This window comes from Micromonospora cabrerizensis (assembly GCF_022230955.1).
Classification (GTDB): domain Bacteria; phylum Actinomycetota; class Actinomycetes; order Mycobacteriales; family Micromonosporaceae; genus Micromonospora; species Micromonospora cabrerizensis.
Window position 1 is genome coordinate 19,608 of the sequence record NZ_JAKKFI010000064.1, and the last position, 26,480, is coordinate 46,087.

At 69.9% G+C, this 26,480-nt stretch carries 13 protein-coding genes; 10 read left to right on the forward strand and 3 right to left on the reverse strand.

The features are described 5' to 3' along the window. Nucleotides 1-21: 21 nt before the first annotated feature. A complete protein-coding gene (locus LADH09A_RS15360) occupies nucleotides 22-3,135 on the reverse strand; it encodes a DNRLRE domain-containing protein (RefSeq protein WP_238645837.1) in 3,114 nt (1,037 codons plus the stop codon). A 446-nt stretch (nucleotides 3,136-3,581) separates the two neighbouring features. Between LADH09A_RS15360 and LADH09A_RS15365 the strand changes: the two genes are divergently transcribed. The 7 genes from LADH09A_RS15365 (at nucleotide 3,582) to ispG (ending at nucleotide 17,313) form a co-directional block, all read left to right on the forward strand. Continuing rightward, nucleotides 3,582-11,369 (forward strand): RHS repeat-associated core domain-containing protein, encoded by a 7,788-nt coding sequence (locus LADH09A_RS15365; RefSeq protein WP_238645838.1) that lies wholly within the window; start codon nucleotides 3,582-3,584, stop codon nucleotides 11,367-11,369. A gap of 85 nt (nucleotides 11,370-11,454) precedes the next feature. Next, complete coding sequence (locus LADH09A_RS15370) at nucleotides 11,455-12,165, forward strand: XRE family transcriptional regulator (protein ID WP_238645839.1); 711 nt, start codon at nucleotides 11,455-11,457, stop codon at nucleotides 12,163-12,165. A gap of 165 nt (nucleotides 12,166-12,330) precedes the next feature. Further along, nucleotides 12,331-12,738 (forward strand): hypothetical protein, encoded by a 408-nt coding sequence (locus LADH09A_RS15375; protein WP_238645840.1) that lies wholly within the window; start codon nucleotides 12,331-12,333, stop codon nucleotides 12,736-12,738. A gap of 102 nt (nucleotides 12,739-12,840) precedes the next feature. Then, nucleotides 12,841-13,500, forward strand: coding sequence for a Uma2 family endonuclease (locus LADH09A_RS15380; RefSeq protein WP_238645841.1), 660 nt, complete (start codon nucleotides 12,841-12,843; stop codon nucleotides 13,498-13,500). 169 nt (nucleotides 13,501-13,669) lie between these two features. Beyond that, on the forward strand, nucleotides 13,670-14,881 hold the full coding sequence (gene dxr / locus LADH09A_RS15385) for a 1-deoxy-D-xylulose-5-phosphate reductoisomerase (protein ID WP_238645842.1): 1,212 nt from the start codon (nucleotides 13,670-13,672) through the stop codon (nucleotides 14,879-14,881). Next, nucleotides 14,881-16,131 (forward strand): M50 family metallopeptidase, encoded by a 1,251-nt coding sequence (locus LADH09A_RS15390; RefSeq protein ID WP_238645843.1) that lies wholly within the window; start codon nucleotides 14,881-14,883, stop codon nucleotides 16,129-16,131. The genes dxr and LADH09A_RS15390 overlap by 1 nt, the downstream gene beginning before the upstream one ends. Before the next feature lie 9 nt (nucleotides 16,132-16,140). Continuing rightward, a complete protein-coding gene (gene ispG, locus LADH09A_RS15395; protein WP_238645845.1) occupies nucleotides 16,141-17,313 on the forward strand; it encodes a flavodoxin-dependent (E)-4-hydroxy-3-methylbut-2-enyl-diphosphate synthase in 1,173 nt (390 codons plus the stop codon). A gap of 287 nt (nucleotides 17,314-17,600) precedes the next feature. Here the strand turns inward: ispG and LADH09A_RS15400 are convergent, their stop codons facing one another. Then, nucleotides 17,601-18,191 carry a PadR family transcriptional regulator gene (locus LADH09A_RS15400; RefSeq protein WP_238645846.1) on the reverse strand — a complete coding sequence of 197 codons (591 nt, stop codon included), beginning with the start codon at nucleotides 18,189-18,191 and terminating at the stop codon, nucleotides 17,601-17,603. Between the two features lie 111 nt (nucleotides 18,192-18,302). Here LADH09A_RS15400 and LADH09A_RS15405 point away from each other — a divergent pair, with 111 nt between their 5' ends. Further along, the gene (locus LADH09A_RS15405; RefSeq protein ID WP_238645847.1) at nucleotides 18,303-19,643 is read left to right on the forward strand and encodes an MFS transporter; all 1,341 of its coding nucleotides are present in this window, start codon (nucleotides 18,303-18,305) and stop codon (nucleotides 19,641-19,643) included. Next, entirely contained in the window at nucleotides 19,573-20,412 is an 840-nt protein-coding gene (locus LADH09A_RS15410) for a GNAT family N-acetyltransferase (RefSeq protein WP_238645848.1), read from the forward strand. Before LADH09A_RS15405 ends, LADH09A_RS15410 begins: the two co-directional genes overlap by 71 nt. A gap of 721 nt (nucleotides 20,413-21,133) precedes the next feature. Here the strand turns inward: LADH09A_RS15410 and LADH09A_RS15415 are convergent. Beyond that, complete coding sequence (locus tag LADH09A_RS15415) at nucleotides 21,134-21,694, reverse strand: hypothetical protein (protein WP_238645849.1); 561 nt, start codon at nucleotides 21,692-21,694, stop codon at nucleotides 21,134-21,136. 1,120 nt (nucleotides 21,695-22,814) lie between these two features. Between LADH09A_RS15415 and LADH09A_RS15420 the strand changes: the two genes are divergently transcribed. After that, entirely contained in the window at nucleotides 22,815-26,462 is a 3,648-nt protein-coding gene (locus LADH09A_RS15420; RefSeq protein ID WP_238645850.1) for an ABC transporter ATP-binding protein, read from the forward strand. Nucleotides 26,463-26,480 lie beyond the last annotated feature (18 nt).

Below are 26,480 nucleotides of genomic sequence, written 5' to 3' on the forward strand. Positions count from 1 at the left end.
TGTCGCTCCACGAGGGCGGGCTCAGCCGAAGGACTTGACCCCGCGCCAGTCGTCGCCCAGGACGACCTTCACCGGCCCACCGGTGTCGGTCTTGGACGGGTGATAGATCCGCATCATGCCGTCCGTGCCCGAACGGGTCCAGAAATCAGGCACCCGGTCGCCGCTGACGTCCGGAATGCTGATCATGGCGCTGATGTTGGCCTCGGACCATCCCGTCCCGTACGAGACGTCGCCGCTGCGCGAACCGGCGGCCGACTTGAGCGAATCGAGGTTCACGCTGCCCGGGGTCGAGCCGGGCTTGCCGTGCCGGACGTACATGTTGCCGTTGTCCAGGTTGCGCCAGAGCATGTCCGGCGTGCCGTCCAGATCGATGTCGGCGACGTTGACGACCTCCCGTCGGGCCCAGGCGGTGCCCTCCATCAGGGTCGCCTCCTGGAAGCTCCCACCGGTGTAGCCGCTCAGCGTCCAGAAGGCGGGCCCGGCCCGAAGGATCAGGTCCGGGAGTTTGTCGCCGGTGATGTCACCGACCGCCTTGATCTGGGTCCACGTGTCCGGCGAGGGCACCGAGGTACCGCCGACACCGGTGGACGGCAGCAGGACTCGCAGGCGGCGGTCGACGTCGAAGGTGCCGTAGCCGTCACCGGGGTAGAGCCAGAAGCCGCCGTCCGGGGTACGGGCGAACATGTCGGTCGTGCCGTCGCCCGGGTAGGTGTCGGAGTGCTTTGCCAGCAGGGCGGCCCTGCCCGTTTTCGGGTCGAACCAGTGCCCCGTCGGGTTCAGTTTGCTGCCGGCGTAGGAGCCGACGAGCCAGGCGTACAGCTCGCCGCCGGTGTCACCGGCGTAGTTGCGCAGGTTGCCTGAGGAGTCCACCAGGAGCAGGTCGGGAATCCCGTCACCGCCCGTGTCGCCAGGTCCGTCGGCCGTCGAGCGTGGCGGTAGGTAGAACGTGTAGTCGGTGCGGGCGCTGCGGTTGCCGACGGAGTCGAACGCGTACACGTGCAGGGTGGTCGGACCGGCGTGCCGGGGTGCCAGGTTGGGCACGGTGGCGGTGCCGCCGCTGGCCGGCACGCTCACGGCGCCGATGCTCTCGAACGAGTAGGTGAAGCTCGTGGCGCCGGCGGCGGTGAACGTGATGGGACCGGTCTCGCCGAACTTGATCGTCGCCCACGTCGCGCCGTCGGGGGTGGCCTGCTTGAAGACGGTGCTGGCGACGTCCGGTGCCGGGGGTGCGGAGGCGTCGACGGTGAGGCGGCACGGCTCGTTGCCGGGCGGGAAGAACGAGGACGAGGCACCCACCGTGTCCTCGGCGCTCACCTCCCACGAGTAGACCGCCTTGTCCTCCAGGTTGCCGGCGGGGATCGTCAGCGAGGCCCAGCCGGTGCTGGTGGTGGTGACCAGGGTGCCCGCCGGGACGGCCGTGCCGTTCTTCCAGAACCGGAATCGCAGGCTCTTCAGGTTGCCGTCGCCATCGGAGGAGGTCGCGGCCAGCACGATGTTGGTCTTCGCCACCGTGACGCCACCACCGGGACCGGGCACGCAGTTGCCGCCAGGTGAGCTCGTGCCGCCCGTCGGCTCGTTGGGCGGCCGGTTGTAGGTGACGCTCAGCTCAGCCGACGTGACCTTGAACTTGCGCCACGTGATCGTGTCGGATTCGCTGGTGGCGCGCATGCCGAGGGTGAGGTTCGACCAGCCCCCGTTCGCGGCGGCCTGGGCGCCCTTCTTCACGTCGAAGCTCACGTAGTCGTCGGTGCAGCTGCTGCCGTAGCCGTAGGCGAAGGACCGCCGCGACTGCTCCTCGACCCACGCCGGCTGCTTGTTCCAGGTGCTGCCGCTGGAGATGGAACCGGTGCGCCAGAGCTGCATCTCGCGGGCCGTGCACTGCCACGAGTGGTTGTTCAGCACCTTGAAGCTGGCCAGTGTGACCGTCGCTCCCTTCATCCGGGTGTCGAAGCCCATCCGCCAGAACGAGCGGGCGCGCAGCGGAGTGTCCTCGTCGTAGCCCACCCGGGCGTCCGTGGTTCCGGAGTTGAAGTTGGTGCCGTTGTAGGTGTTGGTGTTGGGATGCTGCGAATAGACCGTGGCCCAGGCCAGCTTGCCGCTGATCAGGGTCGGGTCCAGGAAGACGGGGAAGAGCACGTCCTCGCCGGTGAGCAACCCGGTGGCGGCGGCGTCCAGGTGCAGTCGGACGTCGCCGGTGCCGTCCCCGTCGAGGCGGGTGGGAATCTGTGCCTGCCGTGCGCCGGGCTCGCTGCCGACGAGGCCGGACAACGTCAGCACGTCGGCGGGCGTGGCCACGGCGGTGCGGGGGGCGGCCCCGGGGTTTTCCGGGTCCCGTCCCGCGGAGTCCCAGGCGAACGGGCTGGGGATCGAGCTGACCTCCTCGCCGCTGACCTTGTCGAGGGCGAGGACGCCGCCGGTCGTCGCGTCGTGACGGAAGACGACCGTCTCCGAGCGCAGGCCGTACGTGACCGAGTTGACGGCCTGGATCGTGGCGGCCGCCCGATTCTTGACGATCAGCAGTTGTCCGAAGCCGCCGTCGTCGCGCGCGACGACGAGCAGGTCCACCCCGGGGCGAACCTCGGGGTAGAGAGCGCGCGGACCGTCGAGCACCGGCTTCGGCAAGGTGCCGGGCCAGGTGTACGCGATGGTGTGGCCGTCGACGTCCATCTCGGTCAGCACGGTCGCGGTGCCGTCCTGCTGATTCGGGGCGCTGCCACCGGAGAACCGCACGGGCGTGGCGGCGTTGACGGGGCGGATGTCCAGCCCGCCAGTGGCGCCTCCGGCGCGGGTCAGCGTGTTGTCGACCGCCACCCACTGGCCGGCGGTGTTCTTCGCTCGCTGGGGGGTGGCGTGCATCGTGGTGCGCAGCTGCCCGCTCGGCATGGCCCAGGTGAGCGAGGTGGCGGTGGTGGCGGTGTCCACCAGCACCTCCGTGCCGGTCTTCAGGGCGTCTGCCATCGCGGTCGCCTCGGTGCGTGGTGCGGCCGGCACCGGTGCGAGAACGGTGTCGCGTGGGTGGTCGGTCCACCGCGACGGCAACAGGGTCGCGACGAGTGCGGCCAGCAGGACGCCCAGGGTGAGAGTCAGCCTGACGCGCGTACGCACGAACGGGCTGAGCAGGCGAGGCACGGTCACGGCGCTTCTACTCCCGTGGGGGGCCGGCGACAAGGGAAGGCACAGCAAGCAGCCCCGTTCGGCGGGCCGAGGGGCAAAATGCGAGCACACGATCGCACGACGTGAGGTCTTTTCGTCTATCCCGCCAACGTTATGAATCCGTTATGGACCTCCTCGGCGTCATCGTAAGTTCAGGCGGAATTCGATCTTGTGTACGTTTTGGTAACGCGGTTCGGACTGCCCTGAGATCACTTGCCCTGTTGGCACCTTTCCTGCCGTCCGCAGCCAACTGATCATCAATGGTGACGTGACCCAGGTCACTCCATGCCGCCTCGGTGGCGATCGCCGGGCCTTGAGTAGCAACCCCGCCTACCGCAGAGTGCTCACGCACGTGCCGATCCGGCACGTGCTTTTCGCGGTCTTCCGCGCCTTCTCGTTCGTTTTGCGCCTGGGTGGAGTCGACACGTATGCGTGGTATCGGGTTGCTGTCCCGGCGGTGGCATGGCCGGCGGACGCCGACGGAGGCAGCGCGCCCTCGTTGGCGGCGTCGTGCGCGCACCGCGATGGTGCTGGTCCTGTCCACGACACTCGTCGCGACCTCCGTGCCCGCCGCGGCGTGGGCGGTGCCCGGCGCGGGCATGAGCCGCGAGGACACCCAGGTCCAGTTGCCGGACGTCCCGGAGAGCAAGCAGGTCGCCCAGAACGGGGAAGCCGACACGGACCTGCTCACCGCCGACCAGGTGCCGGTGGTCCCGTACGTGCCCGGGTCCGTCGAGCCGTGGCAACAGGACAGCGGCGCCGTGGACCTGACCGGCGTCGCGGCCGGAGACACCAGGCAGGTCGACGATCTGCCGGTCTCCCTCGGCGTGCCGGACGGTGGTGACCCGGCAGCCCTCGCCGGGACCTGGACCGTCGATCTCGCCGCCCCCGAGGCGTCCCAGGCGGCCAGCGTGTCGGGCCTGATCATGAAGATCACGCCGCCGGTCACCGCCGACCCAACCGCCGAGGTCGCGCTCCACGTCACCTACACGGACTTCGCCGATCTCTACGGCCCACTGGCCGCCGACCGCTTCGGCGTCATGTTGCTGCCCGACTGCGTCTTCGACGCCCCCGACTCCGGCGAATGCGCCACCGGCGGCAGCGCGACGATGTCCGGTGCGGCGAGCGCCCAGGCGGTGCCCAGCGAGGTGAAGCTGGTGCCGGCCACGAAGGCCTCGGCCCGCACCACGGCCACCGCGGACGAGTCGACGCAGCGGGTCGTCACCGGCAAGGTGCCCGTGGGTTCGCTGCTCGGCGCGCAGGGCGAGCCCGGTGCCCGCGCGGCCGCGGCGGAAGGATCGAGTGTCGTCGGCGTGCTGGACACCGGAGCGTCGGCGGCCGGCGACTTCACCGCCACCCCGCTGCTCTCCTCGGGGTCCTGGGCGGCGGGTTCGTCGTCCGGCGCCTTCACCTACTCCTACCAGGTGCAGACCCCCGAGACCGCCGCCGGCCTGATGCCGAAGGTCGCACTGTCCTACTCCTCGCAGTCGGTGGACGGCCGCACCTCCGCCACCAACAACCAGGCGTCCTGGATCGGTGACGGCTGGGACTACAGCGCGGGGGCGATCACCCGCAGCTACGCCACCTGCCGGGAGGACTCCAAGAAGCCGGGTGCCAACAACTCCACGCACCGCACCGCCGACCTGTGCTGGGGCTCGAAGAACGCCACCCTGTCGCTCGCCGGCATGACCACCGAACTGGTGTGGGACGAGAGCAAGAGTGCCTGGTTCACCGCCAACGGCGACGGCTCCAAGGTCCAGTTGGTGCAGGACACCAGCCTGGCCAACGGTGACGCCGACGGTGAGTACTGGATCGTCACCACCCGCGACGGCACCCGCTACCACTTCGGCCGCAACCGCCTGCCGGGCTGGTCCGACCGGGGCAGCGCCGCGGACGACCCGGTCACCAACTCGGTGCTCACCGTGCCGGTGTACGGCAACCACGCGGACGAGCCCTGCTACAAGGCGGGCAACTGGGCCGGCTCGGTCTGCACCGAGGCGTGGCGGTGGTCCCTCGACTACGTCGAGGACATCCACGGCAACGCCATGAGCCTGTGGTGGGAACGCGAGACGAACCACTACGCCCGGAACTTCAACTTCAAGGACCCGGTCACCTACGACCGGGGCGGCTACCTGACCCGCATCGACTACGGGCAGCGCAAGGACACCCTCTTCTCCGAGGCGCCGCTGGCGCGGATCTCCTTCAGTGTCGCGGAGCGGTGCTTCGCCGAGGGGTCCCTCACCTGCACCGACGACAACTTCGCCAGTACCAAGCCCGACAAGTACCGCATCTGGTACGACACCCCGGCCGACCTGCGGTGCGCCGCCGGCCAGAAGTGCTGGAACGCCTCGCCGTCCTTCTTCACCCGCAAGCGCCTCGACAAGATCACCACGTCGGCGCAGCGGACGTCGGCCAAGACCCTCCAGACCGCGGACGAGTACCAGCTCAAGCAGTCGTTCCCGATCCTGAAGACCGGCCCGAACACCGCCCTGTGGCTGGAGTCGATCACCCGTACCGGCCACGGTCGCAGCGGCGACAAGATCGCGCTCAACGCGGTGCGCTTCGAGTCCAACACCGAGGACATGCCGAACCGCGTCAAGCGGGACAACCGCCCCGGCTTCTCCCGGCTGCGCATCGCTCGGGTCATCAACGAGTACGGCGGCGAGACCGTCGTCAACTACAAGGCACCGGTGGGGGACTGCAAGACCGGCACCGGGCTGCCCGGCAAGACCGACACCGCGTCGCTGAAGGCCAACGACCGGTTGTGCTACCCGGCCTTCTGGCATCCGGACCCGGCCGCCGAGGACATCGACTGGTTCCAGAAGTACGTCGTCGACAGCGTCGAGGAACTCCCCAACCTGGACGGCGCGTACACCACCATCACCAGGTACCTCTACGGCAAGCCGGCTTGGCGGCTCGCCGAGCAGGAGTTCACCAAGAAGTCCACCCGCACGTACTCCCAGTTCGCCGGCGTCGACCAGGTCACCGTCCTCACCGGCGCGGACGATCCCGACATCGGCAGCAAGCGGACCAAGTCCGTCACCCGTTACTTCCAGGGCATGGGCGACACCGTCTCGGTGAAGGACGCCGACGGCGTCGAGATCGCCAAGGACCGGGAGGCCTTCGCCGGCCGGGTCGCCGAGGAGCTGACGTACGCCGAGGCAGCCGACGTCGACGCCAACTGGCTCACCCGCAGCGTCACGTTCCCGGTCGCACAGCAACTCGCGGCGCGCCCACGCGACGACGGCCTGAGCCCGCTACAGGCATGGCGGGTCACCGAGCCCCGGCAGGCCTCGTACACCAGGGCCTCCGGCACCGGCGACGACACCCGCACCCTGCGGACGGTCGAGACGAGAACCACCCACGAGACGACGCACGGCCTGCCCACACACATCGAGTCGCTCGGCGACACCGGCAAGACCGGCGACGAGTCCTGCACGTACGTGGAGTACCTCAACCGCGACGACAAGAACATCATCGGGCTGACCAAGCAGACCCGCACCAGCCCGACGACCTGCGCCGCAGCCACCTTCGACAACCTGTCGACGCTCAGCTCGGCGGGCCGGGTCGCCTACGACGGCCAGGCGTACGACGTCGCCCTCGGCACCTCCACCCGCGGCCTGGCCAGCCAGACCTGGTCGCTGAAGGGCGACGGTTCGGGCTTCCAGCCCGACGGCACCACCGGTTTCGACGCCATCGGTCGCGTCGTCAGCAGCACCGACCCGGACGGCAAGACCTCCAGGATCACCTACACCCCGGCCACCGGCCAGGCCACCTCGGTGACCGAGGAGAACTCGCTGGGGCACAAGCAGGTCCGGGAGTTGGATCCGGGCCGCGCGGTGACGACGAAGACCACCGACCTGAACGACCGGGTCAGCGAGGCGAAGTACGACGCGTTGGGTCGTCTCGTCGAGGCGTGGGGCCCCGGGCGCACCCCGTCGTCCACTGCCGTCCCGGACTTCCGGGCCCAGTACGTCGTGCCCGCCGGAAAGCCTCCGGTCGTCACCACCTTCAGCCGTGGGCACGAGAACCGGGTCCAGACCGCCGTCACCATCTACGACGGCCTGGGCCGCGAACGGCAGAGCCAGGAAGAGGCCACCGGCAGCGGCCGGCTGATCACCGACACGGAGTACAACAGCTCCGGCGAGGTGTGGCGGACCAACAACGCCTACCTCGCCAACGGTTCTCCCAGCGGCCAGCTGTTCATGCCGTTCGTGGACCCCGAAAACCCGGCGCCCGTACCCAACGCCACCCTCTACACCTACGACGGCCTCGGCCGGGTGACCCAGGAGCTGCCCGTCCTCAACGGCACCGAGCAGCCCGCTCGTGCCACCCGCTACGCGTACGGCGCCGACCACTCCACGGTGATCAACCCGGCGGGTGCGACGTCCTACCGGCTGTTCACCGACGCCCTGGGCCGGACCACCCGCGTCGACACCTTCACCAACAGCGCCCGCACCGAGTTCACCTCGATGCGCTACCAGCACGACGCGCGCGGGCAGCTGGAGAAGGCCACCCACTCCGCCAACCCGACCCGCCCGTGGACCTGGACGTACGACCAGCGCGGCCGGATGGCGACCGCCACCGACCCGGACTCCGGCACCACCCGGATCACGTACGACCACCGGGACCGGCAGCTGACCTCCACCAACGCCCGCAACGTCACCGTCTGGAACGGCTACGACCAGTTGTCCCGCCCGACATCCCAGCGGCTCGGCAGCAGCACCGGAACGCTCCTGGGCGAGTTCACCTACGACACCGTCGCCGGTGGCAAGGGCCTGCCGGCGAGCACCACTCGTTACACCGACGGCCTGCCGTACACCCAGACGGTCGGCGGCTACAGCAACGACTACCAGCCCACGTCGGCGACGCTCACGCTGCCGCAGAGCGTCGCCAACACGTGGGGCCTGCGGAGCTCCTACACCTACGAGTACAACTACACCGACACGGGTCTGCCCGAGTCGACCACGCTGCCCGCCGTCGGCAGCCTCCCGTCCGAGAAGCTCCTCGTCCGCTACACGAAGGACGGTCTGCCACTCTCGGTCTCCGGCAAGGACTGGTACGGCGCGGAGACCGTCTACTCGCCGTACGGGCAGGTGCTGCGGTCCACCCTCGGCGCCCAGCCGTACCGGGTGTGGACGATGGCCTCGTACGACGACGCCAGCGGTGCGCTGAACAGCCAGCAGGTCTACCGCGAGCAGACTGGCGACAAGAGCATCGTGGGCGGCAACCTCGTCTCGAACCGCTCCTACGCCTACGACGACAGCGGCAACGTCCTCGCGATCCGCGAGGAGGCGACCGGGATCGAGGAGCGGCAGTGCTTCCAGTACGCGCTCGGCCGGTTGAAGACGGCCTGGACCGCCAAGAACCAGGCGCAGTGCTCGCCGGGGCCGGTGAACCCGGACGCCTCCCTCAACGTGGCGCTCGGTCCGGACAAGTCCGGCTACTGGCAGGAGTACGAGTACGACCTGCTCGGTAACCGCACCAAGCTGGTGGAGAAGGACCTGACCGGCGCGACCGCCAAGGACGCCACCACCACGTACACCTATGGCAAGGCCGACGGCAGCCAGCCGCGGACCCTCACCAAGGTGACCAAGAACTACGTCACCCCGGCCGGTGCCGCGATCACCGCGGCGGCCGAGCGGCTGTACGAGCTGACCGGCGAGACCAAGTCTGTCGCGTCGATCCAGAACGGCGACGAGCAGACACTGTCCTGGACCCATGACGGTCAGGTCGACCGGATCGTCGGTGCGGGCAGCAGGGGCAAGAGCCCGTACGTCGGTCTGGCCGACAAGTGCCTCGACCTCAGCAACGGACTCGCCGTCCCCAACCAGCCCCTGATGCTGTACCCGTGCAACGAGTCGCCCGCCCAGAAGTGGGCCTTCGCTGCCACCCCGAACCAGAGCAACCCCAACCTGGGCACGCTCGCCGCGTACGACAACTGGTGCGTTCAGCCGGCAGCCAACACCGCGGGCTCGGTCTTCGCCGTGCAGAGCTGCAACGGCTCGGCGGGCCAGCAGGTGGAACGCCTGTCGACCGGCCAGCTCAAGCACATTGCCTCCGGGCTGTGTGTCGCCGTCAAGGACGCGGCGACCGCCGACGGCACCCCGGTCGTGCTGGCCACGTGCGCCAACGTGCCCGCGCAGCAGTGGGAGGCGCAGGACGAGACCCGGCACATCTACGGGCCGGGCGGCACCCGCCTGCTGACCATTCAGCAGCGACAGGCCACCCTGAACCTGGGTGAGGCGCAGCTGACCGTGCAGAGGGGCGGGGTGCAGGTCTCCGCCCAGCGGTCCTACGCCGCGCCGGGTGGCACCGTGGTTCGCTACGCGAACCGTGCCGTCTCCGGCTCCAACCTGCTGGCCCTCGCCGGCGACCACCAGGGCAGCACGTACGCGGAGATCGGCCTGCACGACACGGCGATGCCGGTGCGGATCCGCAAGCAGGACCCGTTCGGCAACCAGCGGGGCACCGCTCCACTCGGCGTCAACATGCAGAACAACACCGGATTCCTCGGTGCCGTCCGTGATGACGCCTCCGGCTACACCCCGCTCGGCGCGCGTCTGTACGACCCGGCCGTGGGACGGTTCCTGTCCGCGGACCCGGTCCTGGACCTGGCCGACCCGGCACAGTCCAACGGGTACGCGTACGCCCACAACAACCCGGTGACCCACTCCGACCCGACGGGTCTGTCGGTGTCGCTGACCGCCTCGGAGACGGCGGCGGCGCTGGCCGGCGCGGGGCTGTCGGCGGCGATGATCTCCCAGGCGCAGGCCAACATGGGCCGTTCGCTGATGTCGGTGGTGCTCGACTCGGCCTGGTACATCCTCAAGGAGTTCATCGGCATCAACGACGCCATGAACTGCTTCGGCGGTGACATGTGGGCGTGCGGCAGCCTGATCATCGGGGCGATCCCGTGGGCCAAGCTCGGCAAGATCCCGGCCGTGATGCGAGCGGTGAATCGGACGATCGACGCCATCCAGGCCTGGCGGGCGGCGAAGAAGGCCGCCGAGGCTGTCCTGGCTGCCGCCCGAGCGGCGGAGACAGCGGCGCTCAACGCCAAGAAGTTGGCGATCGAGCGGGCGAAGAAGGCCGCGCAGGCGGCGAAGAAGAAGGCCGCCGACAAGGTCAACACGACAAGTAACAAGGCGACGAACGCCTCGAAGAAGACCGGTAGCCCGGTCCAGAAGAACGCCCAGGCCAAGAGCAATCCGAAGGGATCCTCGGCCGGGTCCAGCGGCGCCGGCAAGTCCGGTGCCGGCAAGGGCGACTCGAAGCCCGGCGGAAAAGCAGGTGCCTCCGAACGCAGTAACGGCGGCTCCAGCGGTGGATCCTGCAAGGCTTCCGGAAACAGCTTCGTGCCCGGTACCAAGGTCCTCATGGCCGACGGGTCGGCCAAGCCGATCGAGGACGTCAAGCCGGGTGACAAGGTCCAGGTCACTGATCCGGAGACGGGTCGGGTCGAGGTGGAGACGGTCACCGCCGCGATCAAGGGTGACGGTGTCAAACACCTGGTGAAGGTCACCATCGACACCGACGGTGAGCGGGGTTCGGACACGGCCGAGGTCACCGCGACCGACGGTCACCCGTTCTGGGTGCCGGAGCTGAACGAGTGGGTCGACGCCACTAATCTGCGATCGGGCCAACTGCTGCGAACCAGTGCCGGCACGCTCGTGCAGATCAGGGCGATCGAGCGCTGGACCACCCCTTGGGCTACCGTCCACAACCTCACCGTCGCCAACATCCACACGTACTATGTGATCGCCGGCCAAGAGTCCGTGCTCGTGCACAACTGCGGCACGGGGTCGGTTCAGCCGACCCGCACCTTCCGAACCGAATCGGCCGTCGACCAAGAGCCGCAAGGCCCGCTACCCGCGTCCTCCTTCAACGTGGACGGGCAGAACCTGGCGAACGGCGACCACCACTACGTGGTGATGCGGAACGGTTCGGTTCGGTCGATGCGCAGCGACGACATGTTCGCGATCGATGACACATCCGGCCACACCAGCTTGGCAGGGGGCGAGCCAGTATTCATGGCCGGGCACTTTCAGGTATCTGGCGGGCGAGTAGTCGAGTTCGACAACTGGTCCGGCCACTATTCGCCGAACGACGACGTTCTAGGCTATCGGCCGATTTCGGACGTCGCCAGGGAGGCCCTGATAAGTAACGGCTTCCCGGGTGCCCGAACCGCGAAATGGGATGATATTACGAAGTAGGATTTGAAGGCTCGATGCAGTGGGAGGCGACGGTCAATCAATGGGATCAGGTGGATGGACGGCAGGCCCAGAGAACTTCGTTGCGATGGTGGCTCGGCTGTCAGCGAAGCGGAGGCAGGACGTCGACAGCTTGATGCGTGCTGCCCAAGTCGATCAATCCGAGCTCGGTGCGGCCTTCAAGGGCGAGGTGTCCGGCCCGTCAGTCCTGCGACGACTCGCTCCCGCGCTCGGTGTGCATACGGCAGACCTCTTCGTCCTGGCCGGTCTAGATGTGCCGAGTGACCTAGCACCGTTCGCGGCTCCGCCCGACCCGATCCTGGACCACGTCGTGAGGACTGCTCTTCGTCTGCCCCTCGAGCGGTGCGAAGAACTGCTTGGAGTGGCCAGATCGATGCCACCACCGGACCCGATTGCGCCGATCGTACGGGAGCGCGACCCGTTCCCGTACGGTCCGGGCGCGGTGATCGTGCGCCTGCTCCGCAACCGGAATCTGAATAATCTGAACTCGGCGAAAATGCTGTACCGGTTGGCCGGAATCGGGCCGTTGTCGGCGGCGACTATCCAGGTGGTGGGCCACGGCCGTAGGGAACTGAGTCCGGAGCTGCTGTCCGGTTTCGCGACCGTGCTCTCCTTCCAGGTCGAGGAACTTGCCGCGCTGATCGATATCGAGTTGCCGCAGGCCTGCCCGCCTGCAGACGCCAAAACGCGTCAGGTGGCAGAGCTGATCTGGGAGGTGCGTCACCTGAGCTCAGCTCAGCTTCGCGCCCTGCAGGACGAGTTCGGGGCTGACGCCTGACTCGCCTGAACCGCGGGGGTTGAATGGTCGAATCCTCGGGCGTTCCTTCCGGGTCCTATGATGTGCCGAAAAACGCCCGCGGCGAGTTGCTCAGGCGTCAGTTGGCGCATACGGGGAGTGACCGCTGATGGGTGCATGGTCTGTTCGGATTTCTGAGGTTGATTTATGTCTGATCAGGCCGGATTTTCGGCAACCTATCGGCATGGCATTCCCTGGAGTACGCTTCGAATCGAAGGTGTGGGGACGTCTGGGGAGATCCCTGAGATCGACTTCTCTGAATCACTCTTCGCCTTCAGTGAAGGGTGCCTGACGCTTGCTGTTGCACCAGCGGAGGTTGAGGTTGAAATCAGGGTTTCAGCCGAGGGTCCGCCGCCTGGTCAGACGGTGATCTTCACAGGAGTGCTAGCGGTTCCTGACGGTGTGCTCGAGGTCGGCGATCTAGTCGGTGATGACTTTGTGCACCGATTCCGAGTTCCTGCCGGCGCGACGGAGATAGTCGTCTCGGTCGACGTTCCGGAGGAGGCTATAAAAGTCGGGATAACCGTGCCGGCGACTTTAGGTGATCTGCTCTGAGGAAGAACGTGGGTGACGGACTGGGTGTGCGATCCCGCGCAACTGGGGCTGCGGTGGTTAGGCTGACCTGAGCAGGATGGTCCGCTGAGGGGGTGAGCCCGGATGGCCCAGGCCGCGTTCGCGCCGGAGCCGGCGCCGCAGCACACCGAGCCGTCGTTCGACGTGCTGCGGTGGCACGACGAACCATGGACTGCGCAGCTCGCCCTCGACCTGTTGCCGGAGACCAACGGCCCCAAGGTTGAGGTCCTGAGCGGAAGCGTGATCGTGACACCACATGCCGGATACGACCATCAGGATGCGGAGCTGGACCTCGCGTATCACCTCAAGCAGGCAGCCCGCCGCGCAAAGCTGTGGCTCTATCTGGAGACGAACGTCGTCTCTGGTGAAGATCTCTTCATCCCTGACATCGTCATCCTCGATGCGCCGGGCGGTGGTCGGACGACGATGGACATTGGGCACGCCGTGTTGCTGGGCGAGATTGTCTCCCCCGGGAACCGGCGCAAGGACATCATTGACCGTCCGCGTGAGTACGCCGCAGTGGGCGTTCCCTTCTTCCTCCGCGTCGATCTGCGCAACCGGTTGCCCACCCTCGCGCTGTACGAGTTGATCGAGGGGGAGTATCGGCCGGTGGCCGCTGCGGCTGCCGGAACACGGTTCGTCATGCGAGAGCCCTTCGAGTTCTCCATCGATCCGGGCGACCTGCTGGGCGAGGAGGCGGCACCGACCGGGCCGGGGCCCGAGTCGGCCGACGAAGAGGCTTGATCGACACGGTTTCCTGGAAATCGGGGTGTCGGGGTGCTTGGGATGCCGCGACTTCCTTGAACCCGAGTCGATCATCGTCCGGCAGCGGCAGCGGCAGCGGCAGCGGCAGCGGCAGGGGACGCCTGAGGCTCCCAGCGGGTGTGCAGCGGGGGTGGGGGAGAATGGCGGCGTGACTTCCCCCCGCGACCTTGTCCTGCTCGGGTCCACCGGTTCGATCGGCACGCAGGCCATCGACATCGTTCGGCGCAACCCGGACCGGTTCCGGGTGGTCGCCGTGGGTGCGGGCGGCGGCAACGTCGAGCTGCTCGCCGCACAGGCCCTCGAACTGGGCGTCGAGGCGGTCGGGGTGGCCAAGGCGTCCGCCGCGCAGGACCTGCAACTGGCGTTCTACGCCGAGGCGAGCCGGCGCGGCTGGGCCACCGGCGACTTCAAGCTTCCCAAGATCGTGGCCGGCCCCGACGCCATGACCGAGTTGGCGCAGTGGCCGTGCGACATCGTGCTCAACGGGGTGGTCGGCTCGCTGGGCCTCGCTCCTACGCTGGCCGCGCTGCGTGGTGGTCGTACCCTCGCGTTGGCCAACAAGGAGTCGCTCGTCGCCGGCGGCCCGCTGGTCAGGGCCGCGGTGACGCGGCCGGGGCAGATCGTGCCGGTCGACTCGGAGCATTCGGCGCTGGCCCAGTGCCTGCGCTCCGGCTCGCGCGCGGAGGTGCGCCGGCTGATCGTCACGGCCAGCGGCGGCCCGTTCCGGGGCCGGCGGCGCGACGAGTTGACGCAGGTCACACCCGAGCAGGCGCTCGCGCACCCCACCTGGAACATGGGGCCGGTCGTCACGATCAACTCGGCGACCATGGTCAACAAGGCCCTTGAGGTGATCGAGGCGCACGAGCTGTTCGACGTGCCCTATGCCGACATCACCGTGATGGTGCACCCGCAGTCGGTGATCCACTCGATGGTCGAGTTCGTCGACGGGTCGACGATCGCCCAGGCCAGCCCACCGGACATGCGGCTGCCGATCGCTCTGGGCATCGGCTGGCCGGACCGGGTGCCGCAGGCTGCCACGGCGGTGGACTGGACGACCGCGCACACCTGGGAGTTCGCGCCGCTGGACGACAAGGCGTTCCCGGCCGTCGCGCTGGCCAAGGCCGCGGGCGAGGCCGGGCGTTCCCGGCCGGCGATCTACAACGCGGCGAACGAGGAGTGCGTGGCGGCGTTCGTGGCGGGCCGGCTGCCGTTCCTCGGCATCGTCGACACCCTCGAACGCGTGTTGGAGGACGCTCCGGACTTCGGCGAACCAGGTACCGTCGAGGACGTGCTCGCGGCCGAGTCGTGGGCGCGCGCGCACGCGCAGGAGATCATCGCGGGTTCGGTGGAAGGAGCTTGATGTCGTACCTGCTCGGGGTGGTCCTCTTCGCCCTGGCCATTCTCATCTCGGTGAGCCTGCACGAGGCGGGTCACCTGCTGACCGCCAAGGCGTTCGGGATGAAGGTCACGAAGTACTTCGTCGGCTTCGGCCCCACCATTTGGTCGTTCCGGCGGGGTGAGACCGAGTACGGGCTCAAGGGCATCCCCCTCGGCGGCTTCTGCAAGATCGTCGGGATGACTCCGCAGGACGACGACGTCGAGCCGGGCGACGAGTCGCGGGTGATGTGGCGCTACCCGGTCTGGAAGCGGACGATCGTGATGGCCGCCGGGTCGATCACGCACTTCGCGCTCGCCCTGATCACGATCTGGATCCTCGCCGTCTCTGCCGGCCTGCCCAACCCGGACTTCCCGACCACCGACGCGCAGGCCCGCCAGGAGCCCGCGGTCATCCAGCTCAGCCAGTGCGTGGTCCCGGAGAACGCGGTGCGCGCGTGCACGAGCGCCGACGCGGCCAGCCCCGCCGCGCAGGCGCAACTGCGCAACGGTGACCGGATCACCTCGGTCAACGGCACGCCGGTCAACTCCTACGGCGACCTGCTCACCACGCTGCGCGGGCTCAAGCCGGGCGACACCGCGCAGATCGCGTACGTCCGCGACGGGCAGCCGGGCACCACCAGCACGGTGCTCGCGCAGACCCAGCGTCCGCCGCTGGACAACCCGACCGGTGCCGCCGCGCCGGTCGCCGCGCTCGGCGTCGGGCTCGTCCCCAGCACGCCAACCCGCGTGACGTACGGGCCGGTCGGCGCCTTCGGCGCCACCGCCGACTTCACCGGTGAGCTGGCCGTCGGCACCGTCAAGGCGCTCCAGCGCCTCCCGCAGAAGGTGCCCGCCCTGTGGACCGCCCTCACCGGCGGCGAGCGGGACGTCGACACCCCGATCAGTGTGGTCGGCGCCAGCCGACTCGGCGGCGAGGCGGTGGAGAACAACGCCTGGCTGGTCTTCTTCATGCTCTTCGTGTCGCTGAACTTCTTCATCGGCGTGTTCAACCTGCTGCCGCTGCTCCCGGTCGACGGCGGCCACATCGCCATCGCCTGGTTCGAACGGGCCCGCTCCTGGGTCTACGCGCGGATCGGCCGCGCCGACCCCGGCCGGGTGGACTACCTCAAACTGATGCCCTTCACGTACGTGGTGATCCTGATCGGTGGCGCGTTCACGCTGCTGACCATCGCCGCGGACGTGGTCAACCCCATCACGCTCTTCTCAAGGTGAGTGCCTGAAGTGACCGCAATCAGTCTCGGTATGCCCGCCGTGCCGCCCCCGCCGCTCGCTCCCCGCCGGGCCAGCCGCCAGATCATGGTCGGTTCGGTGCCGGTCGGCGGCGGTGCGCCGGTGTCGGTGCAGTCGATGACCACGACCCTCACCTCCGACATCAACGCCACCCTCCAGCAGATCGCCGAGCTGACCGCGTCCGGCTGCCAGATCGTCCGGGTTGCCGTGCCCTCCCAGGACGACGTCGAGGCGCTGCCCGCCATCGCCAAGAAGTCGCAGATCCCGGTGATCGCCGACATCCACTTCCAGCCCAAGTACGTCTTCGCGGCGATCGACGCCGGCTGCGCGGCCGTCCGGGTCAACCCCGGCAACATCCGCCAGTTCGACGACAAGGTCAAGGAGATCGCTCGTGCCGCGGGGGCGGCGGGGGTGCCGATCCGCATCGGCGTCAACGCCGGGTCGCTGGACAAGCGGCTGCTGGCCAAGTACGGCAAGGCCACCGCCGAGGCGCTCGTCGAGTCGGCGCTGTGGGAGTGCTCGCTGTTCGAGGAGCACGGCTTCCGCGACATCAAGATCTCGGTGAAGCACAACGACCCGGTCGTGATGATCCGCGCGTACCGGCAGCTCGCCGAGCAGTGCGACTACCCGCTGCACCTCGGCGTCACCGAGGCCGGCCCGTCCTTCCAGGGCACCATCAAGTCGGCGGTCGCCTTCGGCGCCCTGCTCGCCGAGGGCATCGGCGACACCATCCGGGTGTCGCTGTCCGCCCCTCCGGTGGAGGAGATCAAGGTCGGCAACCAGATCCTGGAGTCGCTGGGCCTGCGCGAGCGGGGCCTGGAGATCGTGTCCTGCCCGTCCTGCGGGCGGGCCCAGGTGGACGTCTACAAGCTCGCCGAGGAGGTTACCGCCGGCCTGGAAGGGCTGCCGGTGCCGCTGCGGGTCGCCGTCATGGGCTGCGTCGTCAACGGTCCCGGTGAGGCCCGCGAGGCCGACCTGGGCGTCGCCTCCGGCAACGGCAAGGGCCAGATCTTCGTCAAGGGCAAGGTCGTCAAGACGGTGCCCGAGGCCCAGATCGTGGAGACGCTGATCGAGGAGGCGCTGCGGATCGCCGACGAGATGGGCGCCGAGCTGCCCGAGGAGCTGCGCGGGCTGATCGCCGGCCCGACGGTCACCGTGCACTGATTCCCCAGCTGGACAAAGCGGCCGTTCCCCACGGGGAACGGCCGCTCTGTGGTTCCCGGCCCGGTCGGTGCGGGGCGCGGTTTCGCGTGACTGCGGGGCGGCCTCGCGTGACTGCGGGCTCGCAGCGGCGGTGGTGGGCTCGCGTGACTGCGGGCTCGCGTTGCGGTGGTGCGGGTTTGCGTCACTGCGGGCTCGCGTCAGTGCGGGCTCGCGTTGCGGTGGTGCGGGTTTGCGTCACTGCGGGCTCGCGTCAGTGCGGGTTCGCGTTGCGGTGGTGCGGGTTTGCGTCACTCGGATTCGGCGAGGATCGCGTACAGCTTGCGCCGCGTCTCGTCGAGCACCTGGGCGGCCCGTTCACGCTGGTCGTCGGTGCCGTTCATCATGACCTGTCGTAGCGCGTTCATCGCCTGTGCGCCGGAGTCGCGGATGTCGTGCCAGCTGCTCACCGTGCCCTGGGCGACGTCCGCCCACGCCGGGGTCTGCGCGGCCTCGGTGGCCTCGGCCTGACCGGCCTCGGTGACCGTGAACCGCTTGCGCCCGCCGCCGGACTCCTCGGTGCTGGCGACGATCACGCCCTCGTCCTCCAACAGTTGGAGGGTGGGGTAGATCGAGCCCGGGCTCGGCCGCCACGCGCCGCCGGTGCGGGAGTCGATCTCCTGGATCATCTCGTAACCGTGCATCGGCCGCTCGGTGAGCAGAGCCAGCACGGCCGCCCGGACGTTGGGGCGTCGGCCCCGACCCCGCCCACGGCCCCGACCGCCCCAGGGGCCGCCGTGTCCGTGCTCGCCATGCCCGTGCGGGCCGGGCGGAACCGGCGGGAAGCCGAACCCCCGCATCCGGGCCTCGTGCATCGCGTGGTGCTGTCGATGGAACCTCATCGGGTTCTCCCTCTCGTCGTACTGTCGCTGATGCATCAACGATATATCGGCAATGCATCGTCGACAAGTCGCTTTTACAAACCGTACGTACGTCTTGTTAAGGTGTCGGCCATGCGCCTGCTTCCACCACCGGGCCCGGCCCGGGTCCTCACCCTCGGCACGCTGGTCAAGACCGTCGGGCGTGGCCTGTGGCTCGTCGCCAGCGTGCTGTTCCTGACTCGCTCGGTCGGCCTGTCGGTGACCCAGGTGGGCATCGGGCTGACCATCTCGGCACTCGTCGGCGTGCTGGCCAGCACGCCGAGTGGCTACCTGGCCGACCGCCTCGGCCCGCGCGGCGTCCAGGTCGGCGCACTGTTCGCCGCCGGCACCCTGACCGTCGGCCTCGTCGCCGTCCGGTCGTTCCCCACCTTCGTGCTGGTGGGAGCCGCCACGGCACTCGCCGACGCGGTCGAGCGCGGCGCCCGGGGAGCGCTGATCGCCGGAGCGATCCCGGCCGACCAGCGGGTACGCACCCGCGCCTACCTCCGGGCCACCACCAACGTCGGGATCTCCGTCGGGGCGGTCCTCGGCGGCTTCGCCATCGCCGCCGAAACCCGCAACGGGTACGTCGCGCTGATCCTGGCCGCGGCGGCGGCGTCACTGGCTGCGGCGGTGGTCTTCGTCCGCCTGCCCAGCTTCGCCCCGGTCGCCGCCCCGGCACACGGCCCCCGACTGGTCGCCCTGCGGGACCGCCCGTTCCTGGCCTTCACCCTGGTCGACGGGCTGATGTCCATGCACTTCAGCCTGCTCACCATCGCCCTGCCGCTGTGGATCGCCGGGCACACCCGGGCGCCCATCTGGATGATCTCCGCGTTGACGCTGGTCAACACCGTGCTGGTGGTGCTCCTCCAGGTCCGCGCCGCGCGTACCGCCGCCACCCTGCCCGCAGCCGCCCGTGCCGCCCGTCGAGCGGGGGTTGCCATCGCCCTGGCCTGCGTACTCTTCGCCGCCAGCGGCGCACTGCCCACCGCTGGCGCCGTCGGTCTGCTCGGTCTCGGGGCGGTCGCCCACGTGATCGGGGAGCTGTGGCACTCCGCCGCCGGCTGGGGGATCTCCTTCGGGCTCGCTCCCGCGGACGCCCAGGGGCAGTACCAGGGGACGTACGGCATGGGTTACGAACTGGGCAAGATGCTCGCGCCGGTGGTGGTGACCACCCTCGCGCTCGGTTGGGGCGTACCGGGCTGGCTCGTGCTCGGTGGCCTGTTCCTCCTGCTCGGGGCCCTGGTGCCGCCGGTCGTCCGGTGGGCCGGACGGACCCGGCCGCTCAGCGGGCCGGCAGAGCCGGAACCGGCCTTGTCACTCGACCGGCGGAGCGGGGGGTCGATCTGGCAGGCTAATAGTCGTGCTGACGGTGCCGGTACGCCAACTGGGGGAATCGGAGCGCCGCGCGGTCGAGCGACTACTCGACCATGACCCGTTCGCGGGCGCGCAGGTCGCCGAACGGATCGCCGCGCGCGGCCTCTCGTGGTGGCGCGCCGAGGGCAGAATCCTGGGGTACGGAGCACGGCGCAACCTCGAATCGCTGTGCTGGCTCGGCGGCAACCTGACGCCGGTGCTGGCGAGCGACGCAGCGGTGGCCGCCTTCGCCGACCTGCTCGCGGGCGAGGAGCGCTTGTGCTCGTCCATCGTCGGTCGGGCCGATGCCGTGCTCGGGCTGTGGGACCGGCTCTCCGACACCTGGGGGCCAGCGCGAGACGTCCGCCCCAACCAGCCGCTGCTGGCCGCCGACTCCCTGCCACCCGTGGCGGCCGACCCGGAGGTACGCCAGGTCCGCCCCGGCGAGGTCGACCGGCTCTTCCCCGCGGCAGTGGCCATGTACACCGAGGAAGTCGGCGTCTCCCCACTGGCCGAGGACGCCGGGCGCAGCTACCGCCGGCGGGTCAACGACCTGGTCCGCGCCGGTCGGGCGTACGCTCGCTTCGTCGACGGCAAGGTCGTGTTCAAGGCCGAGCTGGCCGTGGTGACCAAGCGGACGGCGCAGGTCCAGGGCGTCTGGGTGGCACCCGAGTGGCGCGGTCGAGGGATCGCCACGGCCGCCATGGCAGCGGTGGTCCGCGACGCGTTACTGCGGGTAGCCCCCACCGTCAGCCTGTACGTCAACGACTTCAACCTCCCGGCCCGCCGGGTCTACGAACGCTGCGGCTTCCAACCGATCGGCACCCTCGCCACCGTCCTCTTCTGACCTGAGCGTCCGGCCGCGCGCCTTGAGGGGAGGGCCGCGCGCCGTTGGGCCGTGCGGCCGTGGGTGTGGGCCGTTGGGGCTGTGGCCGTGCTCGGTGGGCAGGGGCTGCGGGCCGTGCGCCATGGGTTGTGGGCCGTTGGGGCGGTGCCCGTGCTCGGTGGGCTGGGGGTCGTGGGTTCTGCGCCGTTGGGTCTGCGGCCGTGGGTTGTGCGCGTTTGGGCCGTGCGGCCTTGGGTTGTGCACCGTTGGGCTGTGGCCGTGTCGGTGGGCCGTGGTTCAGGGCGTCATGGGTTGGGCCGTGGGGTCGTGCGCCGTGGGGTCGTGCGCCGTGGGGTCGTGCGCCGTGGGGTCGTGCGCCGCCGGGCGCGGGCAGCGTGCCGTGGGTCGTGCGTCGTCGGGCGTGGCAGCGTGCCGTGGGGTCGTGCGTCGTCGGGCGTGGCAGCGTGCCGTGGGGTCGTGCGTCGTCGGGCGTGGCAGCGTGCCGTGGGTTATGGGCCGCGAGCTGATCCCCGCCGGGTGTCGCGTGGGCCTGTCTCTGCCGCTTCCCCCTAGATCTTGGACAGTTTCCGTTCGGGGCTGACGGTAACTGTCCAAGATCTACCGGGGTTTGGTTTGCGTCCTGGTGTTCGTGGGGGAAATGCCGCTGGCCGGCACCCGGGTGGGGTGCCGGCCAGCGGTCGGCGGTCGGTGTCGTGCTGCTGCTGTGGTGCTGTGGTGGGGGTCAGCTGTTCCAGTGCTGGGCGACCAGGTCGGTGGCCTGCTGCTCCCACTGCGCGTACGCGTCCGGGTACGCCGAGACCTGCACGGTCTGGGCGGCGTCGGTCAGGGGCATGTCCTGCCACCCGTCGACCTGCTTGAGGCCCTTGAGGAACGCCGTCGTCGAGTACTCCGGGTTCGTGATCTGCTCCGGGGTGCCCCAACCGCTGGACGGGCGCTGCTGGAACAGGCCCAGCGAGTCGTGGTCGTTGGCGTCACCCAGGTGACCCAGGTTCTCCAACTTCGACTCCTGCAGGCTCGTCGCGATCGAGATGACCGCGGCGCGCTCGGGCAGGCCGGCCTTCTTCGTCGCGGCGATGATCGCCTTGACGTTCGCGGTCTGCTCGTCATTCAACGTGATTCGGGACTGGTCGCCCTGCGGCTTCGGCGCACCCGACTGCACCGCGACGGCGACGGGCTTGGCATCCACCGGGTTGGCGTGCGCGGCGATCGGACCGGCGAAGACACCACCGGCGAACGCGAGACCAGCAACGGACAGCATGCTCTTGCGGATGATCGTGTTCATGGGGGTAGCTCCTTCGGGGGTAGGAAACACCCGCACACCGATGGGGGTCGGCGGTACAGGGTGTGAGCACCTCGTCCGGCGCATCAGATTCAAGGGGAAAGTCTTGGGGGAGGTCGGCGCCTGACAAGCCGGGTTCATGGCGCCGGGTCGGCGGCCTGCGAGCCGGGGCTCGGGCACCGCAGTTCGGGGGCACAAGCCGGGGGCTTGTGGCGCCGGGTCCATGTGTAACGACCGGGGGGCCAGGGTCATTCCGGGGTTGGCCCATCCACCGGCACCCGATCGGGCAGGGCACTCGGGCGGTCGCTTACGGAAGGCTTCAACGACCCGGTGGGGCAGGCATTCCAACCCCGCCACCAGCGCCCCCGACCCCATGGGCGGGGTGGTGAGCCGGTGGTCCTGCGATCGTCAGGGTGTGTAACGACCCCGCCCCGGCCATCATTCCGACCCATGGGTGCGACCGGTCACAACCTATGGAACACCAGAACCCGACAAATTCCCCAAACACCTCAGACTGGCGGTCACAAACCCCCTGGCCGGGCGTGATCCACTCGTCTTTACAGAAATCGCGGCATCCGAGGCGTCTGGATGCCCCGACTTCCTGAAAGTCGAGTCGATCAAGACCAGGTCGTGGGTGCCACCGGCTCCACGAACCGGACGAACGCACCAGGTCGTCCCATTTCACCCCTACGCCACGTAAGCCGGGGGCAGCACTGCCCTGCGGTCCAGGGTGTTGGGGGCTCGGCTGGACATGGGTCGCCAGACAGGCACCCCAGGTGGGCATGATCCACTCAACTTTACGGATATCGCGGCATCCGGGACGGGCTGCCCCCCGGCTTACGGCAGTCGAGTCGATCACCGGCTCGGGGGCTGGCTGACACCCCGACTTCGCGGAAGTCGAGTTGATCACCCTGGTAGGCGGACGGGCTGACGCCGTGACTTCGCGGAGGCTGAGTTGATCACCCGGGTAGGCGGACGGGCTGACACCCACGCTTCACGACAGCTGAGTCGATCATCGGTCGACGGGGACTGATGCCCTGCTCAGGGCCGGAAATTCGGTTGAATCTAGGCGCGGACGCCGGCAGGCTGAAGTCTCCGCCACCCCACGTCCGGAGGACTTTCCATGCGCCTGCTCCGTGATCTGTGGGGCACCTCGGCACGTCGTATGACGGTCGTGGCCGTCCTGATCGTGCTCGGCGCTGCCGGTCAGGCGGGCGCCTCGGCGCTGGCCGGCGCGGTGCTGGTGCATCGCTCGGCTGGCTTCTTCGCCGTGCTGGCCGGGGCGCTGGTCGCCGTGGTGCTCAGCGACCTCGTGGTGAGCCTGCTGATGGCCGGTCTGACCGCCGACTGGTCCGCCGACGTACGCCGCCGGCTCTGCCGGGTCGCTTTCGGGCAGGATCTGCCGACCCTGGAGACCACCCCGGTGGGGGAGTTGCTCGACCGCATCGACGGGGATGTCTACCAGGTGGCGTCGGCGATCCGTAACCAGGGCACCCGGCTCGCCCAGGGTCTCTGCGTCGGCCTGTTGTCGATGGTGGTGGCGTTGGTCGTGTGGTGGCCGGCCGGTGTCGCGATGCTCCTGCTCACGGTGGTGCTCGCTGTCAGTCTGCGACGGCCCACGGCACGGATCGCCCCGGCCCGGATGGCCGAGGAGGAGGCGTGGTCCGACCTGGCCGCCGTGATGGAGGAGGCGGTGCACGGCCAGGACGACGTACGGACCAGCCTGGCCCGCCCGTACGTGCTGCGGTTGTACGCCCGGCGGGCCGCCGCCGTGCTGTCCCGGGGCGGCCTGGTCTGGGTGTTGTCCGCCCGGGTGGCCACGGCCGCCACCGCGACGATCCGGGCCGGCATCGGCGCGGTGGTGCTCGGAGGGGCCTGGGCGTTGACCACCGACCGGATCGACGCCGCCCGGCTCACCGCCATCTGGCTGCTCGCCCTGGCCTTCGGGGCCACCGCGGAGCACGTCAGCCGGATGGTGCCGGAGATCCAGGAGGCTCTCGGCGCGTGGGCCCGGGTGCAGTTGCTGCACAGGTCGCGGCAGGAGCCCGTGGGTGGCGCCAGCCCGACCGAGGGTGACCTGCGCATCCGCGACCTGACCTTCGGCTACCAGGTGAGTGGCCCGGAGGGCGGCCGCGGGGCCGCGCTGCGCGGGCTCAGCCTCACCTTCGCCCGCGGGCGCTCGTACGCGCTGATCGGGCGGACCGGCTCGGGCAAGTCGACACTCGCGAAGGTGCTCACCAGGGCGGTCGACGTGCCGCCGGGCACAGTCTTTCTGGGCGGCACCGACCTGTGTGACCTCGACGTCGAGCAGTTGCGCCGCTGGGTGGCGCTGGTGCCGCAGCGTACCGAGATCGTGGCCGGCACCCTCGCGGAGAACGTCGCGCTCTACGACCCGGAGCTGCTCGACGCCGCGGCCCAGGCACTGAACGAGCTGGGCCTCGCCGCCTGGATCGCCGAGTTGCCGGACGGGTTGGCGACCCGGCTGGGGGAGGGCGGGCACGTGCTCTCCGCCGGCCAGGAACAGCTGGTGGCGTTCGCCCGGATCCTGGTCCGTGACCCGCACGTGGTGATCCTCGACGAGGCCACCGCGCGTCTGGATCCCGTCACCGAGGCTCGGGTGCAGCGGGCCACCGAACGGCTGCTGCGCGACCGGATCGGCATCGTCATCGCGCACCGACTCTCCTCGGTGCGCCGCTGTGACGAGGTGGTCGTGCTGGCCGACGGCGCGGTGGTCGAGGCCGGCCCGCTGGAGACGTCGACGCGCTTCGCCGAGCTGCTGGCGACCAGTCACGCCGCCGCGTACGCCGCGGTCACACCGTCCGGCCGCGCTGGCGTCGGCACCGACCTGCTGGTCGGTCCCGACCCGGCCGACGCCTGGCCGAGCGAGCCCACCGCGCACGCCGAGCCCACCGCGCACGCCGGGCACCCCGAGCCCACCGCGCACGCCGAGCCCACCGCGCACGCCGCGCGCGTTGGGCAGGTCGAGCACGCCGGGCACGCCGGGCACGCCGGGCGCGCCGGGCCCACCACGCACGCCGAGCAGGTCGAGAAGGCCGGGCCGACGCGGGCCGACCCGCCACCGCTGCCGCCCGTGCCGCCGGCCCGGACGCTGCGCGAGATCTTCCGACTCTGCACCAACGATCCCCGGTACGGGTTGGCCGCGATCGGGTTGTTCCTCGGGCTCAGCCTGCTGGGGCTGGACGGCCCGGTGCTGCCCTGGCTCTGGGCCGACCTGGTGGACGGCACCGGCAACCCCTACCTGCCGGCGATCGGGATCGTGGCCGGGCTGCTGGTCACTCTGCCGCTGCCGTACTACACCCACGTCTGGTTCCCCCAGTGGTGGGTGCGGCAGATGCTGCGGATCGGCCTGCGGCTGGTGCACGGCCAGACCGGGCCGCGCCGGGTCAGCTCGCACACCCCGGCCGAGGTCGTGGCGCAGGGCGGCGACACCGAGCGGGTGGTCCAGCTCGCCGACAACGTGCTGGACCAGGCCGTCGCGCTGGTCCTGGTGGTCGCCATGACGGCGGTCACCGGCAGCGTCGTACCGGGGCTGTTCTTCCTCGGCACGATGGTGGTGTCCGGGCTGGCCGCGACGCTGTTCGGGCCGAAACTCGAACGTGCGGCCCGGGCGACGGTGGCGGCGCGGGCCGCCTTCGCGACGGCGCTGGTCTCCGCGCTCTCCGCGGCGCGGACGGTGAAGCTCGCCGGCGCGACCACTGCGGTGCTGCGTCACCTGGCCGGCCTGGACGTGCTGCGCAGCGACCGGCAGCGGAGGGAGATCTCGGTGCAGGTGTGGGCGCGTTCCACGCCGTCGGTGGCCAGTGGGCTGTTGCCGATCGGTGCGTGGGCGCTCTACCTGAACGGGTCGCTCTCCGCCGGGGCGGTGCTGGTGGCCGTCTCCACGCTGGGCGCGGCGCGTTGGTTCGCCTGGACCACCGCCTCGTTGATCTCCCAGCTGCCCTCGGCGCGGGTCTGGACCCGGCGCACGGCGGCGATGACCGGAGTGAGCGCGTACTCCGCGGGGGTTTCGGCCGTCGACCTGGCCGCCGGGACGGCGCCCGCGCCGACGCCACCACCCCGGCATCCGCTGCGCCGCCTGGAGCTGCGCGGCTTCGGGGTGGTGCACTCCGACGGTACGGTGGCCGTCCGGGACGTGGACCTGACCGTGCAGCGTGGGCAGTTGGTGCTGGTCGTCGGGCCGGTGGGGTCGGGCAAGTCGTCGTTGCTGCGGGCGCTCGCCGGGATCGTGCACCACACCGGTGAGCTGGCCTGGAACGGCGACCCGGTCACCGAGCCGGAGCTGTTCCTGCGCCCCAACCAGGTCGGTTACGTCGGGCAGTTGCCTCGGGTGCTGTCCGGCACCGTGGCCGACAACATCGCGCTCGGGCACCAGGTGGACGCGGCCGGGGCGGTCAGCACCGCCCAGCTCGACCACGACCTGGCCGCCGCCGGCGGTGGGCTGGGTCTGCTCATCGGGCACAAGGGCACCCGGCTCTCCGGCGGGCAGTTGCAGCGGTTGGCGTTGGCCCGCGCGCTGGCTCCGCGTACCGAACTGCTGGTCGCCGACGACGTGTCGTCGGCGCTGGACGTCACCACCGAGCTGGCGCTGTGGCAGGCGTTGCGCGACCACGGGGTGACCGTGGTCGGGTCCACCGCCAAGCGCGCCGCGCTGGTCCGGGCCGACCACGTGGTGGTGCTGCTCGGCGGGCGGGTGGCGGCGCAGGGCACCTGGCAGAACCTGGAGGGTCGCTGGTCACACCTGGCCGGCTGAGAGCGGGGCGACCGTCGG

What these genes read in the sequence shown, in the direction of transcription:
- LADH09A_RS15365 (WP_238645838.1), top strand. Translation starts at nt 3,582, where the DNA reads ATGCGTGGTATCGGGTTGCTGTCCCGGCGGTGGCATGGCCGGCGGACG.
- LADH09A_RS15370 (WP_238645839.1), top strand. Translation starts at nt 11,455, where the DNA reads ATGGTGGCTCGGCTGTCAGCGAAGCGGAGGCAGGACGTCGACAGCTTG.
- LADH09A_RS15375 (WP_238645840.1), top strand. Translation starts at nt 12,331, where the DNA reads ATGTCTGATCAGGCCGGATTTTCGGCAACCTATCGGCATGGCATTCCC.
- LADH09A_RS15380 (WP_238645841.1), top strand. Translation starts at nt 12,841, where the DNA reads ATGGCCCAGGCCGCGTTCGCGCCGGAGCCGGCGCCGCAGCACACCGAG.
- LADH09A_RS15390 (WP_238645843.1), top strand. Translation starts at nt 14,881, where the DNA reads ATGTCGTACCTGCTCGGGGTGGTCCTCTTCGCCCTGGCCATTCTCATC.
- LADH09A_RS15400 (WP_238645846.1), bottom strand. Translation starts at nt 18,191, where the DNA reads ATGAGGTTCCATCGACAGCACCACGCGATGCACGAGGCCCGGATGCGG.
- LADH09A_RS15405 (WP_238645847.1), top strand. Translation starts at nt 18,303, where the DNA reads ATGCGCCTGCTTCCACCACCGGGCCCGGCCCGGGTCCTCACCCTCGGC.
- LADH09A_RS15415 (WP_238645849.1), bottom strand. Translation starts at nt 21,694, where the DNA reads ATGAACACGATCATCCGCAAGAGCATGCTGTCCGTTGCTGGTCTCGCG.
- LADH09A_RS15420 (WP_238645850.1), top strand. Translation starts at nt 22,815, where the DNA reads ATGCGCCTGCTCCGTGATCTGTGGGGCACCTCGGCACGTCGTATGACG.